Annotated in this window: 14 protein-coding genes; 4 read left to right on the forward strand and 10 right to left on the reverse strand. The window is 41.0% G+C overall.

Going from position 1 to position 17637, the window contains the following annotated elements; translation table 11 throughout:
• Nucleotides 1–9 precede the first annotated feature (9 nt).
• The 3 genes from H8B21_RS01990 to H8B21_RS02000 form a co-directional block, all read right to left on the reverse strand.
• The gene (locus H8B21_RS01990) at nt 10–2976 is read right to left on the reverse strand and encodes a SusC/RagA family TonB-linked outer membrane protein (RefSeq protein ID WP_223814775.1); all 2967 of its coding nucleotides are present in this window, start codon (nt 2974–2976) and stop codon (nt 10–12) included.
• Between the two features lie 217 nt (nt 2977–3193).
• The gene (locus H8B21_RS01995; RefSeq protein WP_190312110.1) at nt 3194–4810 is read right to left on the reverse strand and encodes a DUF6377 domain-containing protein; all 1617 of its coding nucleotides are present in this window, start codon (nt 4808–4810) and stop codon (nt 3194–3196) included.
• An 11-nt stretch (nt 4811–4821) separates the two neighbouring features.
• Nucleotides 4822–5226: an RNA-binding S4 domain-containing protein gene (locus H8B21_RS02000; protein ID WP_190312111.1), complete on the reverse strand. Its 405-nt coding sequence runs from the start codon at nt 5224–5226 to the stop codon at nt 4822–4824.
• A 141-nt stretch (nt 5227–5367) separates the two neighbouring features.
• Between H8B21_RS02000 and H8B21_RS02005 the strand changes: the two genes are divergently transcribed.
• Genes H8B21_RS02005 through brnQ form a run of 4 tightly spaced genes read left to right on the forward strand, consistent with a single transcriptional unit; the run spans nt 5368 to nt 8933 of the window.
• Nucleotides 5368–6189, forward strand: coding sequence for a 2,3,4,5-tetrahydropyridine-2,6-dicarboxylate N-succinyltransferase (locus H8B21_RS02005; protein WP_190312112.1), 822 nt, complete (start codon nt 5368–5370; stop codon nt 6187–6189).
• A complete protein-coding gene (locus H8B21_RS02010) occupies nt 6189–6770 on the forward strand; it encodes an L-threonylcarbamoyladenylate synthase (RefSeq protein WP_190312113.1) in 582 nt (193 codons plus the stop codon). Before H8B21_RS02005 ends, H8B21_RS02010 begins: the two co-directional genes overlap by 1 nt.
• A gap of 18 nt (nt 6771–6788) precedes the next feature.
• Nucleotides 6789–7628 (forward strand): dihydropteroate synthase, encoded by an 840-nt coding sequence (gene folP / locus H8B21_RS02015; protein ID WP_190312114.1) that lies wholly within the window; start codon nt 6789–6791, stop codon nt 7626–7628.
• Nucleotides 7629–7637: 9 nt separating this feature from the next.
• Nucleotides 7638–8933, forward strand: coding sequence for a branched-chain amino acid transport system II carrier protein (gene brnQ, locus H8B21_RS02020; RefSeq protein ID WP_223814776.1), 1296 nt, complete (start codon nt 7638–7640; stop codon nt 8931–8933).
• A 76-nt stretch (nt 8934–9009) separates the two neighbouring features.
• On the opposite strand, the gene H8B21_RS02025 is transcribed toward brnQ, so the two are convergent.
• From H8B21_RS02025 to H8B21_RS02055, 7 genes are all read right to left on the reverse strand, one after another.
• The gene (locus H8B21_RS02025) at nt 9010–10731 is read right to left on the reverse strand and encodes an FAD-dependent oxidoreductase (protein WP_190312115.1); all 1722 of its coding nucleotides are present in this window, start codon (nt 10729–10731) and stop codon (nt 9010–9012) included.
• A gap of 49 nt (nt 10732–10780) precedes the next feature.
• Nucleotides 10781–11623: a phosphodiester glycosidase family protein gene (locus H8B21_RS02030; protein WP_190312116.1), complete on the reverse strand. Its 843-nt coding sequence runs from the start codon at nt 11621–11623 to the stop codon at nt 10781–10783.
• Nucleotides 11624–11712: 89 nt separating this feature from the next.
• Nucleotides 11713–12060, reverse strand: coding sequence for a hypothetical protein (locus H8B21_RS02035; protein WP_190312117.1), 348 nt, complete (start codon nt 12058–12060; stop codon nt 11713–11715).
• Nucleotides 12057–13118 (reverse strand): DUF4855 domain-containing protein, encoded by a 1062-nt coding sequence (locus H8B21_RS02040; RefSeq protein ID WP_190312118.1) that lies wholly within the window; start codon nt 13116–13118, stop codon nt 12057–12059. The genes H8B21_RS02035 and H8B21_RS02040 overlap by 4 nt, the downstream gene beginning before the upstream one ends.
• A gap of 38 nt (nt 13119–13156) precedes the next feature.
• Nucleotides 13157–14800, reverse strand: coding sequence for a DUF5018 domain-containing protein (locus tag H8B21_RS02045; RefSeq protein WP_190312119.1), 1644 nt, complete (start codon nt 14798–14800; stop codon nt 13157–13159).
• Nucleotides 14801–14820: 20 nt separating this feature from the next.
• Entirely contained in the window at nt 14821–15642 is an 822-nt protein-coding gene (locus tag H8B21_RS02050; protein WP_190312120.1) for a DUF1735 domain-containing protein, read from the reverse strand.
• 28 nt (nt 15643–15670) lie between these two features.
• On the reverse strand, nt 15671–17635 hold the full coding sequence (locus H8B21_RS02055) for a RagB/SusD family nutrient uptake outer membrane protein (RefSeq protein WP_190312121.1): 1965 nt from the start codon (nt 17633–17635) through the stop codon (nt 15671–15673).
• Nucleotides 17636–17637: the final 2 nt, after the last annotated feature.

Below are 17637 nucleotides of genomic sequence, written 5' to 3' on the forward strand. Positions count from 1 at the left end.
TCCATTCCATTAAAATTCAACATTAACACCAAATACAAAGGATTTGCTGGATGGGTATGTTCCCCAATCCAATCCTTGTACCCGACCAGAATTACCCCATTGATTGACCTCCGGATCCATTCCGGAATATTTCGTAAACGTCAACAAGTTATTAAGGGATAAGTAAGGTTGGATTCTATTGATCCCCATTCTTTTAAGACGATCCGGTGCGATAGCATAACCGAGAGAGACATTCTTCACCCGCAGATAACTGCCATCTTCCACAAAATAGGTCGAATTCTTCATATTGAATCCAGCCTTTGGCACATGCGTAATCTGTCCCGGTACACGCCAGCGATCCAGCACAACGGTTGTTTGGTTCCGGCCGTCATACATTCCTTCGGTTTCCATACGGCTGGCATTAAATATATCGTTACCATAAGTACCTTGTATAAAAATACTCAGGTCAAAGTTTTTCCAGGAGAAACTATTGGTCAGACCATAGACAAATTTCGGGTTCGGATCACCGATATACGTTCTATCCGATGCCGATATCTTGTTGTCGCCATTCAAATCTCGGTACATGAGTTCACCTGTCTCGGGATTAACGCCATCTGAGATATAACCATAAAATCCACCCAAAGCCCGTCCGGGTTCATTACGCACAACAGCCTCATTAACGAAGTTATTGGTTACTGCATCGTTGTAAATTTTCGTGAACACCAGCTTATCCAGGCGGTTTCGGTTGAACGAAATATTAAAATCCGTATTCCACAACAATTCACCTGTCAGATTTTTAGAACTGACGCCAAATTCAAAACCCTTGTTGGTCATTTCTCCTTCGTTTCTCGTAATCTTGTTTGCCGCCGCGGATCCCGCAGGCAGTGTCACTTCCATCAACATATCCGTTGTTTTCTTGTGATAATAATCCAAGGTTAATGTCAGGCGATTCTGCAAAGCTGAAAAGTCAATACCGACGTTCGTCTGTGTAGTTGTTTCCCACTTCAGATCAGTCGCACGCAACGAGGAAGGATTCCCAAAATTTGGAACTGCATTTAGATATTGTTCCTCAAACCAAGGTAATCGCTGGATGTTGTAGAACGCTAAGTAGGAGTAATCACCCAATCCCGATTGGTTACCGGTCTGTCCCCAACCTCCGCGAATTTTTAAATCGTTGATCCAGTCTACATCACTTAAAAACTCTTCTGACGAAAGACGCCATGCTGCCGATACCGATGGAAAATAGCCCCAACGGCCCTGTGGACTCAACTTGGATGAACCGTCCGCACGCATATTGGCCGTCACTAAGTATTTCCCGTCGTAATTGTACATCGCACGTGCGAAATAAGATAGAATCGCCCAGTCCGAAGCACCTGTTCCTGTCCTATCCCAAGCGATTTTATTTGCAGCATTTAGTGTTTCAATAATGCCGTTGGCATAATGGGAGCCATAGATATAGCTATTGGAATACTTGGAATCTGTCCACGAAGAGCCCGCCATTGCTTCCAGACTATGTTTCTCAAAACGCTTCGTATACGTCAGCACGTTATCCCAGGTCAGCACGGTATTGGTATTCCGTAGATCCGAAGCCTCACCGTATACGTTACGTCCTTGCAGGGTCAGCCACGGATCCAAAAATGTGGTCTCGTGCCCCGATCGTCTATCTATTGAAAAAGCCGATTTCCAGTTCAATTCGGGTAAAATCGTAACCAAAGCACTTCCTGTAGCCAATAGTCGGTTTTCCCGTTTGTTGTTGTTCTTCGACCTGGCTAGGTTTTCCAAAGGACTCGTGATATTCAGACCGTTAAAATTGGTATTGTAGCGGTCCGGATAAGCCAAATCCCAGATAGGCGCATAAACCGGTGTATTAATGACCGATGTAACCACACCGCCACGATTAGATCCGTTACCGGAAATAATACTATTTTGGTTATAATCCGCATAGGAAATATTACCGTTTACTTTTAACCAATCACGCACTTGATTATCCAGCGTAGCTTTAAAATTGTAGCGTGTGAAGAAAGTTCCATCCAACGTACCATTTTCGGTCAGATAACCTCCTCCCAGATAGTAACGTAATTTCTCATTACCATCCGAAACAGAAAGCTGATAATTCTGTTGTATACCCGTTTTGTATGTTTCCTTAAACCAATCGGTCTGGTCGGTAAGGCCATCTGGCAGATTCAGGTATCCTGTTTCGTCCATCAGCTCTTTGTATTGTGCGGTGTTCAGCACTTCTATAGTTTGATCAACAATATTTGCCGTCAGCTGTCCGCCCAGCGTGATTCTGGCTTCGCCGGCTTTTCCCGATTTGGTCGTCACTAGGATCACACCATTTGCCGCACGCGAACCATAAATTGCGGCCGAGGATGCGTCTTTTAAGATTTGAATGTCCGTAATATCATTCGGTGACAAGAAAGAAATATTTTCTACCGGTAAACCATCTACAACATACAACGGGTCGTTCGAACCATTGAATGACGTTGTACCCCGTACTCTAATCGACATTTCGCCTCCCGGCGCACCGTTCGGTTGTATGACCGTCACACCGGCAGCTTTCCCTTGTATGGCTTGCCCCAAACTAACGACCGGCCTTTTTTCCAGGTCTTTGGTGGACACGGAAGAAATAGCCGTGGTTACATCCTTCCGTCGTATGGAACCATAACCGATTACCACGACCTCATCTAGTGCAGAACTGCTCGGTTCTAAAGCAATCGTTATAGAAGCGCTATTCACAACCGTCGTACTGGTCTCGTACCCGATGTAGGAAACGAATAAAGTCGCTCCCGACGGAACATCGGAAAGCGTAAACGCTCCCGTCTCTGAAGTAGATGTAGTGATTGACTGACCCGATACCGCGACCGTCGCTCCTACAATAGGTTCTTGTGTCTGTCCATCTTTCACCGTTCCCCGTAAGGTGGTAATTGTCTGTCCCAACAGCGTCCCTCCTCCCATCATTAGTCCCATTAACAGAAATAAAGGACGTATCATTTTCATCGAAAATACCATAAGTTTTAGCGTTTGTTTTTGGATTATAACTGTAAGCTCCATCTTCCCCCGAAAGGGATTACACAAAGGTAGTTAAGGAAGAAGGCAAAAAAGAGCAAAAACGGAATCTCTCAAAAGAAAAGTAAACCAAAAATAAATTTAACTACCTGAAAAACAATAAGTTAAACAATAATTAAAGAAAGTAAAAAGTAAATGGAATACTGTTTTAAAAAGAGCGAATGGTACCTATATCCCGAATTTTATCTTCAAATTCATCTTTCGAACCGGCGACTTTGTTGCGTACTTTCACACGATAGTTGTATACCGTTCGTAAAGAGTATCTAAGAAAAGACGCAATCTTAGCAGAGTCTGTTATGCCGAGGCGGATCAGGGCAAAGATACGCAACTCGGTATTTAGCTCACCTTTATTTGTAGCCATGCGCTCCTCCGGTCGAAGCAGCATGTTAAAATCGTCAATAAACGAGGGATATAAGTTTAGGAAAATAACGTCGAAATTGCGGTACAGATCTTCCAGTTCATGTTTCACAACGTCCTGCGATTTTAACATTTTGCCGATGTCGTCTAATTGCCCTTGCGTGAACTTCTTTCGTATAGCCGCACGTTGTTCTTCAATCTTATCGATATAGCTGGAACATATATCAAAAAATTGTGCGATGTATTCTTCTTTAATATGGTTGGCTTCCGAAAGGTCGGTATTGACGGACAACAATTGCTCGTTGAGCTTTTGTAATGATTGGTTGGCGTTATGTAGATCTACCCGTGCGATTTTCAATTTTTTAATTTGCTGATACAAAATAAATAGAACTGCGATCAACAACACGGTCAGTATACTAATAATAATCAAGTTCTGCCGTAACACGCGCTTTTGTTCTGCTTCCTTTTCTTGAAAAGAAGCGTTGATAATAGAGTAAAAGGAAGAGTTTTCCAGTGTTCGATAACGTACGTTAGAAAAAACTGCATCGTCAATGGCTTTCTGAATAAACACAAAAGCCCTATCGATATCTCCTAATTCATAATAGCACAATGCCAAGCTTTGTAACGAAGCATTGTCTTTCACCACCTGTTTGATATCGGTTATAGCCGAAATCGAGAAATAATACAGTTGTTTTTCGATTTCGCCTGCATTTTTATATATAATACCCATAAGATAGGCGATTACAGCACGCTCCGGCTGTTTATCAGTCGTTCGCCGGAGTAACTGTGCTAATATTTCCTTCGCTTTATCTTCTTCATTATGGAAAAGGTATTTTGTAGCTAGCGCTATATTGTAGTCTAATGATGAGGAATCCAGTACCGCCAGTAACGAATCCCGATACACTTCACTGCGCACAAAGTATTGCTCCGTATTGCTGCTTTGCCCATAATGACTATTAAATTCTGTAAAAGCATCAAAATAGGTCGGCAGTAACGTCGTTGCCAAGTTGTTTCGATTGATTTTATCTAACAAATTTTCGGATTCAATAAATTTACCGGCGGATGAAAGCAGACGAGCCAACAAAATGACGGCTTGGTTTGTCCGTACCGGATCATCCTGTTGTTCCAGTATATCTTTATATTGCCGTGTATAGCTGATGGCAGAATCAATCTGATACTTTCGGTATTCTTGAATAAGCTGGAATAGAAGATCCGTTCGTTGCGCTATCGCTTGGTTACGTCTTAAACGATTTTTTATTCCCTCTATTCTTTTCAGCTTATGCTGTTCGAAACGTTCACTGTTTCGAAGAGTCTGCTCCAATTCTCGTTGCACCGAATCTACATTGGTTTGTGCGAAACAAAAAAACCAACAGGAAAATAAAATAGAGAACAGGAGTTTAATATTCATAAAAAGGAGCGCTAGACTTCATCATCGTCCAACCAATCCGATTGCAGATCATCTATCTCACGACGGTCCTTCTTGGTTGGTCTACCCGTGCCGCGATCACGTTTTAACACCGGGGCATGAAATGCTGATTTATAAGCATAGGTTTCTTCTACCGGTGTATGGTCTTCATAGAACTGTACGGCTGTTTTGGCATCTACCCGTCTCTCCAATAACCCTATTACGTGAATCACTTTGCGTTCGATACCTTTTTGAATCGAATAAGTTTCTCCTACTTTTACGACATAAGAAGGTTTTACATTCTGTCCGTTCAGTTTGACCCTCCCCGCCTTACAGGCTTCGGTAGCCAAGCTTCTTGTCTTGAATATACGAATTGCCCACAAGTATTTATCTATCCGTAGTTTTTCCGTTACTGCCATAACACAAAAATAAGGTTTTCTTTCTCATTTTTGCTGTATAAATAGCGAAGTGCAGCGGTTTTTACAATTAGGTATTCGGGAATCAAAGCATTTTATATAAGTTTGTATTCGACCTTTCATTTTATAACATTATAATTAAAAATGGACTTACACAAATTGCAACAATTAATTGAGGATGCTTGGGAAAACAGGCAATTATTAGAATATAAAGAGCATTATGAGGCGATCAAAGTGGTGATTGACAAGCTTGACAAGGGTGAGATACGCGTGGCTGAGCCTATTGGTAGCCGTTGGCATGTAAACGATTGGATAAAAAAAGCAGTTATTCTTTATTTTCCTATCCAGGAAATGAAAGAAATAAACAACAAGCCCTTCGTTTACCATGATAAAATGGAGCTAAAGACCAATTACAAAGCACTTGGAGTACGTGTTGTTCCTGGAGCAAGTGCGCGTTATGGCGCTTATCTTTCGAAAGGTGTTATCATGATGCCTTCTTATGTTAACATTGGTGCTTATGTAGATGAAGGAACAATGGTAGATACGTGGGCTACTGTAGGTTCCTGTGCGCAGATTGGGAAAAATGTCCATTTAAGTGGTGGTGTGGGTATCGGCGGTGTCCTGGAGCCTGTACAAGCGGCCCCCGTCATCATTGAAGACAATGTATTTGTAGGTTCTCGAGCGATTGTGGTAGAAGGTGTACACGTGGAAACAGAAGCTGTTTTAGGTGCAAATGTGGTATTGACGGCGTCAACAAAAATTATTGATGTATCGGGACCTGAACCGGTGGAATATAAAGGTCATGTCCCCGCTCGTTCTGTTGTTATACCGGGTTCTTACACCAAAAAGTTTGCCGCTGGCGAATACCAAGTACCTTGCGCCCTGATTATCGGTCAGCGTAAAGAGTCAACAGACAAAAAGACCTCTTTGAACGACGCGCTACGCGACCACAACGTCGCTGTTTAATGAAACATACTACCGTACTTAGAGAAGATTTAAATAAAGCCCTTGAAACGTTGAAAAACGGAGGGCTTATTCTTTATCCTACAGATACCATTTGGGGTATCGGATGTGACGCCACCAATATAGAAGCTGTAGAAAAAGTTTTTGCCTTAAAAGGACGTGAGCAGCATAAAAGTTTGATTGTCTTACTACACAACGACAATCAACTCGCTGGTTATGTCAATGATATCCCTGAGGTTGCCTATGACTTGATTGAATACACAGAGAGACCTTTAACCATTGTATATTCGAATGCCAAAAACTTAGCACCGAATGTCATAGCCGCTGATGGTAGTATCGGCATCCGTATTGTACGCCACCCTTTTTGTGAGCAATTACTGCAACGGTTTCGCAAGCCTATAGTCTCTACATCTGCAAATATAAGCGGAGAAGCCTCCCCCTCCCATTTTGAAGAAATTTCCGAACCAGTCAAAGCCGGTGTAGATTATATCGTGGAGTACGGGCAATATGAAAAAGGGGATGGCAAGTCTTCCACTGTAATGAAACTAGATCCAAGTGGCAAATTTGAGTTTCTACGGAAGTAAAGTTGAGTGGATCCAATCATGAAGCATTTACAAACAACACCTACACAAACGATCAATGCAGGAGGACGTTTAATTACATTCGAAAACCCCCTCATCATGGGAATCCTGAATGTAACACCAGACTCTTTCTACGATGGCGGAAAACATAATAATGTCGAACAGGCTTTGGCACAAGCAGAGCGGCTTGTTATTGACGGAGCTGATATAATCGATATCGGTGGCTACTCTTCCCGCCCGGGTGCGCCTCCAGTCTCTCCGGAAGAGGAAATAAATAGAGCCATACCCGTTATCCGGGAATTGGTGAGGAGGCATCCCGACCTCATCCTATCTATCGATACTTTTCGTGCTGATGTTGCAGAGGCGTGCATAGAAGCGGGTGCGCATATTATCAACGACATTTCGGGAGGCACACTCGATAAGAATATGTTTGTTACGGTAGCGCGGTTACAGGTTCCATACATTTTAATGCACATGCGTGGCACACCGGAAACGATGCAGACCTTAACAGATTACGACGATGTCGTCATCGATGTCGCTACCGCATTGGGAGAAAAGATTTCCGCGTTACGTGCTTTAGGTGTTAAGGATATTATCCTTGATCCAGGTTTCGGATTCGCCAAGACCTTGGAACAAAACCATGAACTCTTGCATCGGGTAGATGAATTACACTATTTCGGTTTGCCTATATTAGGCGGAATTTCCCGTAAATCGATGGTTTACAAAAAACTGGGTATTACTGCAGAAGAGGCATTGGCAGGCACAATCGCACTAAACACCTTATTGCTTTCAAAAGGAGTACAATTACTCCGGGTTCATGATGTAAAAGAGGCTAAGCAATTGATTGCATTATTATTTTAGCATATTATTTTGAAAAGATTACGAGATATTACCACTATAGGTTTTGCCTTATTTGCTATGTTCTTTGGAGCGGGGAATTTGCTGTTACCTCCTTTTATCGGCCTGCAGATAGGCAACCATGTTTGGATAACCATCTTGGCATTTGGGCTTACGGGCATCTTGCTCCCTTTTCTGGGTATCTTATCCGTTACTAATTCCGGAGACAGCTTTGATGACCTCGGTCATCGTATCAATAAAAACCTTGCCGCTATTCTGGGATCCGTTATCATGATTTGTATTGGTCCGCTGATTGCTCTTCCACGAACCGCAGCGACAACATTTGAAGTAGGGGTACTCCCCTCTTTTCCGAATAGCAATCCGGTATGGACATCTATTCTCTTTTTTTCTATCACTTGGCTTTTTTCCATTGTACCCTCTAAGGTTGTAGACTTGGTGGGCAATATTTTAACCCCCTTCTTACTCTTTGTACTTATTATCTTAATTGGTATGGGTATCGCAAACCCAATCGCCGATCTACAACTGGAAATGCTCTCCTCACAAGAAGCATTTACGCTGGGGTTTATTGAAGGCTATCAAACCCTTGATGTATTAGCGTCCGTGATATTTGCCGGCATTATTATCTCTGCGACCAAAGCCAAAGGGTATGATAGCATTGCCGAAAAGAACAAAGTCGTCATTGCATCGGGAGCGCTCGCCGCGGCTTGTTTATTCTTTATTTACGGCGGATTAATCTACCTCGGTGCTACTTCCAATATCGAAAACACCGACATTAGTCGCTCAGCCTTGCTCATTCATATCTCGAACAGTATTCTCGGAAAGTATGGTACGCTAGCTATTGCCATCAGTATCGCATTAGCTTGCCTGACAACCGCCATTGCACTGACTACCGCCGTGGGTACATTCTTTAGCAAACTGACCAACGGCAAACTCGGTTATAAACTACTGGTAACAGCATCTTGTCTCGTCTCCGGAGTTCTTTCTGTCACGGGTGTGGACAATATCATCCAGTTTGCTTATCCGCCATTGGCTTTCGTCTATCCTATTGTCATTACACTGGTCTTGTATATCGTTATATTCGGCCGGTTCGTCAAAACCAAATTACCGTATATCTTGGCATTAATTGCCTCAACTGTCATAGCTGCATTAAATGTGATGAAGATACTGGGTGTCTTACATGCTGACATTTTAGCTTGGTTCAACCATATCCCTTTCTTTGCTTATGAGCTAGGATGGGTAGTGCCTTCATTTGTGTTTTTTGTTATTGGTATAATTATGGAATCACTATCCTTTCGACATAGCAGGTAATGCAAAACCATTGTCAATAGACAAAATGTCGATAACATCACTCAAGGAAATACACAGGACAACTATACTTTAATCTCTAACTTTTCCATGCTGTTTCTACCCCTTCAGCATGAAGAACATCTTGAAATGCAACCAATAATTCCTTATTACGACGAATCTCTTTAGGCAATACCTTTTTCTCCATAGAAAATGCCAGCAGCAGTCCAACAGCTTCGCCTATACTCCATTCTACAGGATGCAGCCGATAACAGCCATTCGTGATATGAGTTGTCCCAATATTTTTATTTGCAGGAAATATATTGTCCATTCTTATCGGCAATAATGCCCCTAATGGAATTTGAAAAGGTAGGGAAGCAAAGTCAACATAGTTGGCTTTCGTAGTCGGATGTAAGTCAATATGATAATATCCAACTCCTACACTATCATAAAAATAAGCCGCTTGAGTAGCATCTTCTCCAGCATTTGCCACCAGTGTTCTATTTTCCTTTCCAACATGTTCCTCCAATATGGTGAACAATGCTTTTATTCGACGCGATTCCCGAACATATGGATATTTGGCAAAACCATCTTCTGTACCCATAAGATCTTTACGCAAACGTAAGCCGCGCCATCCTTTCTTACCATCTGGTCTTGGCGCCTCTGTCTGCAACCAATAAAGTAACGACAAACCCAATTGCTTAGAAGAAGCTAGATGTTTTTTAAATTCCAAATCCGACACGCCTATCAAGTTCCCCAACATGTAATCATTTTGAGGCCAATTGACCAGGGTTATATCCCCTTGATAAAAATCAGGTTGAAAGTTAGAACGGCTTATAATCTTCCTATAATTCCATAGATTTAAAACCGAACCTGTAGACTTCCCAGTGGGATTAAACCCCAGTTTCTTGGGCTCCAATGTACGAGGATTAGAATACGACAAATCAAGTAGCCTGCCCGACCAGCTCGGTTGTATAGCGGGTATATATGCCGACCAAAAATGGTAATCTTCCGGTTTTTGCACAAAATCCTCCCCAGGCACATAATCCAATGCAAAACAAGTTGTAAAAGCTTGCTGATTATCGGGATCGCCTGTAAGTGGCGCATGCAGCTCATGTGTTTCCTCTTTAGATTCTGTTCCTATTACAAATTCAGTTCCTGTCAGTGGGAGTACATCGCCCAATTCAGTAGCGTCTACAAAATAAGGTGCCTCTAGCATGCATCGCTGGCCAGTTATCGATGACTGGACAATAATTTTCTTTACAAATGTATCTGAAACATCGGCCGAAATGGCTTTACAGTCCAATTGTAATATGAGTTGACCATTAGATTGATATGGAGCCAATAAGTCCATGAGAACAGCCAATGCAACTTTAGGCTCATGGCATATCCTAGAAACCAATCCACCCCCTGGGTTGAGTAGCGGGTTTGACTTTGCTTCTTCCGTAAGCGGATAGTTGTTTCGGTAGTAATTTCGGATTCTTTTCCTAAAATCCCGATATGACTTAGGAGCGCCATGGGTCTCAATCCATTGATGCTCATCTGCTGGTACACCTTGTTGAGTTAGCTGTCCACCTATCCAGTCAGTCTCTTCTGTTAATATCACCTTTTTCCCTTTTTTTAACAAAGAGAGAGTTGCTGCTACGCCACCTAAACCGCCACCAATGATAACGACATCCGCTCGTATAATTGATTCGTTAGCGTATTGCTCTATTATCATCTGATTACTTTGATCCCCCAGATGAGAGAAGCCTAATAATGGGGGAGCCATCATCGCACCGCCCACACAGGTTAAACCATTAATAAAATCTCGACGTTTCATTTTACGTATTTTTCGCTTTGGTTATTATCACAACAGCGTGTTTTTACTTCTAATTCTTTCTAATTATCGAAATCGCATTAGGTACAGGGCGAAACCAAGTTGTTCCAGCTGGCTGTCCCAACACGCTATTACCTATGACTAACATCGTTGAACCACCACCATCTAAGTTCACCGCATTTGTCACTTCAAAATGTTTCAGTAAATACGAGAGTTCTTCTATGGTCACACCATCAGACACAGGAGATCTGCCCTCCACTACAAGTATATAGAAAAAATCATCAGAATGTCCAATAGCTGACCTTGTTTCTCTATTATTTGGATTTCCAGACACAGAGTTTATTTGTTGTATAGCGCCATTTAGCAGGATTGGATAAGAAGCTCCTATTGCATTCTTCACATCATAACTGTTTCCTTCTTTTCCTTTCGGTTTAGACACTTTTATGTTAACCATATCCCCTTTTTTATATCGGTTGCAAACGGCCACACCCACTCCGTGACCAGACAGGACAATATGGCCCTCAGGAATGGCAATCCCACCATCGACAGCCATTGGATTATTGGAGATTACCTCGCACACAACATCGTCATAGCTTTCCAAGGTCTCCCAATCACCATCTATTGGTTTCAACAAAATTTCAGACCCCCACATATTGGCACCAGTTTTCGCACCTTTCACTGATGTATATAACACCAACTGATCCCCTAACCGTGGACCATTAATACTATTAACCGGATAATTGTCTTTATCTACGCTAATCGTATAATTTAGTTCATCTATAAAAAGTTTGTTGTCTTTTGTCACCCCATATGTTACAGTCCAGTCATTGTCCGCCGTTTTTATGATAGATCCATTGCTCACCATATTCCCCAAAAACGTACCTCCTTCTTCCATAATAAAAAAATCTCCGTTTATAGTTGCTAAAACAGTTTGATTGCCAATGCTTTCTCGCTTAGCGATGTCAAGGGGAGTTGATCTAGTTGTTAAATATTTCCGCCCAGTAAACTTTGAAAAGCGATATCCTCAGATAGTTTTCTTCTTTCTAAACGCACCAGATGCGCTAACAATTTGAACCCACCCTCAGTTTCTTCTTGTTCTATTGCTAATTTCATATAGTCCATTCCATCCGTTATACCCTCTTTTCTAAATGTACTGATGGGAAACTCCTGTGTACCAATTACGATTGTTTTACCATATTTTTCTCGATCCCCATCACTCCTAAGAACTTCTTCCGGTTCATCGTCTGATACAACTGGTGCTGGATTTTCTCGACTACAAGATACTGCAATACTAGCAAGCAGTATCATGAATATTATTTTATTCGCTGTCATTCCTTTACCAATCTATTGTAAACTTTTCTTTTCTTACGCTCGACGATTTCTGTCGCTAATATATCTGCGATCTCCCTATCTTTTATTTCAGTAGATGTAGCTAACTTATAAAACGAATCTCCTCCTTGATAATAGGCAATCGACGATGTTTTCCAGACATCGTTCTTATGAAACGACTCCATATATCTTTCCAAACGAAATCTTTTGTTTTCATCTGCTCGATAAAGAGCCCTATCATCAAATTCCATTTCCATCCCCATATTGAATTCTCTAGCTTTTGTACATGCTTCATCTATTCTCGTATCATCAACTTTGTTATTAAAAAAATGATTAGGCTGTAACCAAGCAAAATCAAACTTAAATTGTTTCCAATCAAAGTTGCCCGGCGCATTCCAGTAGGGTATCCAATAGAATTGGTGTGCCGTTGAACGGATGTAGTCCCCAATCGGTATTAAAATTTCTTTTCCATCTCGAACGTCTTCGTCAACCCAATAAAACCCTGCTAATTCTAAATTCTCCAATTGCTCTTGTTTAAATCTCGTCAAAAAAGTTTCAATATACCATTTGGATGCTTCTACACGATCTTCGATTTTTGAAAAATCCAGTTCCTTACTATGTAACCTGCCCCAATCTTTCTGATTACGGATGGGGGACGGAATTCCCACCACCAACTTATGTTTAAAATGTGGTTTACCCAAAACACCTATTGCATCTGCAATAACTTCATTCAAGGCGTGCAAAGCTTTGTTTTTCTCAAAATGTCGATCGATGAGCCACTCCCATTCTATTTTTCTTGCATTCAGTTTGTCGTATCCGGGGGCGTAATTACGTCCTTTGCCGTCTTTAAATTCTAAAAATAAAAAACCATCAAACAACCAATTTTTCTGTCCTTTTAGATTTTCATACATCACATAAGGTGCAAACCTCTCTTTGGTCCATTCGTAGGTATCCCTATGAATGCCCCCATGGTAAATTAAAGCCAAATCTACAATGTTTGTTTTTCCATACGATTGAGCTTCACTACGGAAAGGAAAAAGAGTAAACACAATAAACATCATAAAAGATGTCTGTTTTATTATAAAGGATTTATTCATAGTTATAAGGTATTAAAATCTATACAATCAAATTCATATGCCGTCACAGAACCATTGGTTAGCAAGCAATACATATACAATTTGTATCCGTCGTCCGATACATTCAAAACCACATCGCTGGTTCTATTTCCATTACTATTAGATACTAGATCCGTGGTTCGGAAAGCGAGAAGCTGCTCCAGAGGCTCTCCAACAAGACTTAAATTGTCTGGCTGGGTAACATCAAACAGGTAAAACTGTCCATCACGATCTCCCACTTTTCCAAAAGACACATAATGGGCATTATTAAACGCTGCAAAATCCAGCGCATTATTGTTTTCTAAGCCTAATCGTGAAGCAGGTAGTTCCGTTAAAATAGTATTATTTTTGAAGTCCCAGTACGAGATATTTCCTGGCTGACCTGTAACAATCAACGGATCATCCGCTTGATTGCCCAATGGGGCGACATCAGCCATCAACGTCCAAGCTGTTGAACCTGGAAATATTATTTTTTCAGGTTCCTGACTTACGATCCGCCCGTTTCTGACCGTCCATCTCAAGATTGTTCTTCCAGAATTACTAGCAGCAAGATAAATAAGGGCATCTCCTTCCAAATCTCCAGCAATCGACATTTTCCTACCGACCTGCCAAGCTTCATCCATCGTCCAACTGATAATCTTTATTGGATTTCCATCGAGGCTATTTTTCCATTTATATATTGCTAAGGAATTTCCGCGAGCCGTCACCAAGTTCGATATAAGCAACTGTCCTTTTTGATCGGCCGTTAAAAAAAAGTTCTGGAAATTCTCCTGCGTAATGCCCCCCATCGTCATTTGCCCAATCAACGTTCCATTAAATCGATTAATAATCTTATTTGGTTGTTCGCGAGTATTGACGATCAAGTGTTGATCCGATACGGCTATGGAAGTCGTCATATGGTTGACAGGGTCAATCCCCAATTCTCCAAGTGTCTTCGTCCACAATAAACGGCCGCTATTTGCACGAATGCCAAGTGGAATTTTGCTTGGGTTTGCAAACTGAACAGTATATGTTTTTTTTGTAACACCATCTTGTGCAGTTACCTCATATACTACCGGAGAATTAAAATCTTGTGGCACATCCAGAGTAGGAAAAATACTTGCTTTATTTGAAATCAATATCTTAGGCACCAAATTAGCGAGATCAGCTCCGCCGGCTATCAAATTTATTTTATTGCCTTGAATATATCCCTCTATATTCATCCCGGGCAAAGAGAAGCTAAGAAGTTCCGCCTCAACACTTTTCTTTATAACCCCTTTTACAATGTGCTTACTACTTTTCCCATCTCCGCGGTGGATAATAACAGGTATCTCCTTAGAAAGGTCTACAATACTTGTAGATTGACCGACAATCTCTATACGTGATGGATCTCTTGTAGCAAGTACTAACTTTGTTATATCCAATGGATTTTCGGAGTCCATCGGAAAATGTGTAGGAAATTCAAAAAAAATAGTATCCTTATATGGTGTGGAGTTTTTTGGATTAAAAAAACCTTTCCCATCCAAAAAAGTGATATAGATAGCTCCTGGATCTTTTTCCGATTCCGCATAGTTAACTTCTTCTTTACTACAAGACAAAAATTGACATATCAACAATGCGATTGCAATGGTTTTAATATATAGTCTCATTTCAAAAAAATTATGGTTGATTATAAATTAAAATTCAGCTCTATTTCCGCTTCATAAATACGACTATCGAACTCGTAACTGAATGACAGATCAAAGACTCCATAAAACCGTTGATGCTTCAGATCAAAATCACCCCGTATATGACTGCCTTTATCTTGAATCCTAAATCTATTGGTATTCCCCGATTCTTTTACAAGCAGTTCATCGCCTACCACTTCAATCCATAGCATCATATCATTAACATGACTAGGTATCTGGAAGATATTCGCAGTCACCGTTTCCGCCTGTAAAGCGTAATCGATTTTTTCCGTCTCCGTTTCGTTATATTTCAGATAATATTTTCCCGATGCCTTAAGCTTGCCTTGATACGGATTTCTATATTTCTTCAGTGTCATCAGCACTGTTTTTTTCTCTTCCAATATTTGTTGAGGTTGCCCTACCCGTAATGATATAGGAAGAATATAATTTTTCGCGATAAATTCTTCGTCGACCTGTTTAAAGTGTATATATGCTTTTTTCTCCAATTCATCCGGTCCAAAAGTAAAATTTACCGGTTCGATCGAATACATACTTTCGGGAAGCAATAACGCTCCTGAGTTGGACAACAGATATTGCGCATATGCATCGCTATCTACAAATAAGCTTACGTCTATCTGCCCTTTACTGTTAATACCTGACTTATATACTGTTAATTCATAAACAGATTCTCCTAAAAGTGGCTGTACTTCCACTACGCCGGAAAGTGGCAGATAAACCTTACTTCCGTATTCGATGCTATCCACTCCTTTGCTACAAGACATTATAGCTATTACGAGCGATAACGCAGTTATAATTTTTTTCATAATTTAATATATTAAGCTAGTAGATCAATTACCATCCGGGGTTTTGTACAATGGCCGGATTACGGTCTATTTCCGTTTGATGAATAGGAAACAAATTCATTTTCTTATCAAAGACCCTCGTCTCGAACGGCACTCTCTTATAAAACCCAGTAAATTCAAAACTATTGGTAGCTGCGTTTCCGGCATGTATATCCATTCCCCACATCTTTCCACCGTCGCCATATTTTCTTTTTGGGTCGCCATTATCCGGTGTGGCGGACAGTAGTCTACGTCGGGTAGTAAAGTATCGATCTCCTTCAAACGCTAACTCTACTTGTCTCTCTTGGAGAATATATTCTCTTTGTTGTTCTTTATCTCCTTTGATACCCGGATAAACATGGTATATGGAGGGAATACCTGCACGCTCTCGAATCATATCCCAATATTTCTGAATATCTGCATGGGACGGATCATACTCGTTGAGTGATTCGATATAGTCTAGCAGTACTTTTGCATATCGTATAAATGTATCGTGTCGTGGGGTGTTCACAAAAACCCGATCCCGCATATTGCTTTGTGGATCTGCATTCTTTAAAACCAGGTACCCTGTCTGTGGATAAAAGGTATACGACCCTGATTGTCTAGACATTCCGCCGTAATATAACTCTACCCTTCCATACCCATTTGCCTGCCTCACGGTACTGTTATTTGTAGAATAATAATCTCGTTTTACAATATCTGATGGTAACTGCGGGATAATCCGCTTGTTGTATAGCACGGATACATAAAAACGAGGCTCCCGATTCGCATACATATTCCATTCCCCAGGCCAATGCCCCCAAGCGTCCCCATTTCTGATCATTTCGATCATGTTGACACGATCATTCGTTACGTCAAAGTTACGAGGATTCCAAAATTCTCCTCCTTGTGTGGCGAATCCATCTTCGACATAACCTGAACTCGGATCATCAATCGTTTTACCATTTTTCATAAAAAAAGCATCAACTGCCCTTTGTGTAGGCCCCACACCTCCTAGGTTATTAGGACCTGGAGAGGTATGCACTTCCCAGCCATTATGATTAAAGGCCGCTTTGGCCCATATTATTTCACAATTCCATCTTCGAATATGGACATCACGCAAGGATTTATATGGACTAAACGTGGATCCATCTCCATTTTCATGATTTTTATATAGTCTGACGTTGGCATTCGCATTATCTTCAGCTGTTTTTATGACATCGTAGCTTGCATCTGCCGCCCGTTTCCATTTATTTTCGTCATAAACGATAGATGCAAGTGCCGTTCCATCATGATTTTTAAAATTTATATAATCCGAGTTACCATTCCACTGTGGACTTGCCGCCATTGTCAATACTTCCGCCTTTACTGCTTTGCAGACTATTTTAGTAGGCTTACCTAACCACTGTTTGTCATTTTGCCAATGAAGAGGCAAATCTCTTTCAGCTTCATCCATCATCTGAACAATATAGTTTACACATTCGTCATAAGGAGATCTAGGAAATTGGTTCCAATCCGTATCCAAGGGAGGAAGTTCCTTGATCAATACAACCGGACCGTATTGTCTAAGTAGCAACCAGTAATAATATCCTCTTAAAAATTTGACTTCCGCTTTGTATTGTGTTTTAAGTTGTTCGCTTAATTCGTGATTCCGATCTACATTATTTTCAAATACGAAAGAAGCACGAATGGCTCTATACCAATTCGGCCATTTCTCGTAAAATCCGCTGGTTGTTGTCCAGTTCCCTAAATTTATCTGGTAAGTGTTGTAAACATTCCACGTTAAATCAATCTCATCCGACAAGCCCAACCAAGGGTCGTCTTGATATAAATTGGATGTCGGAATCTGCGAATAGACGTTATATAGATACGCTTCTGTCTCCCGTCTGGATTTCCAGATCATATCATCTGTCTTCATATCATCAGGCTTTTTTTCCAGAAAATCGGAACAAGACACAAGTCCTAATAACATCAGTATAACTAAAATATTTTTCATCT

The organism is Sphingobacterium chuzhouense (assembly GCF_014692525.1).
GTDB lineage: Bacteria > Bacteroidota > Bacteroidia > Sphingobacteriales > Sphingobacteriaceae > Sphingobacterium > Sphingobacterium chuzhouense.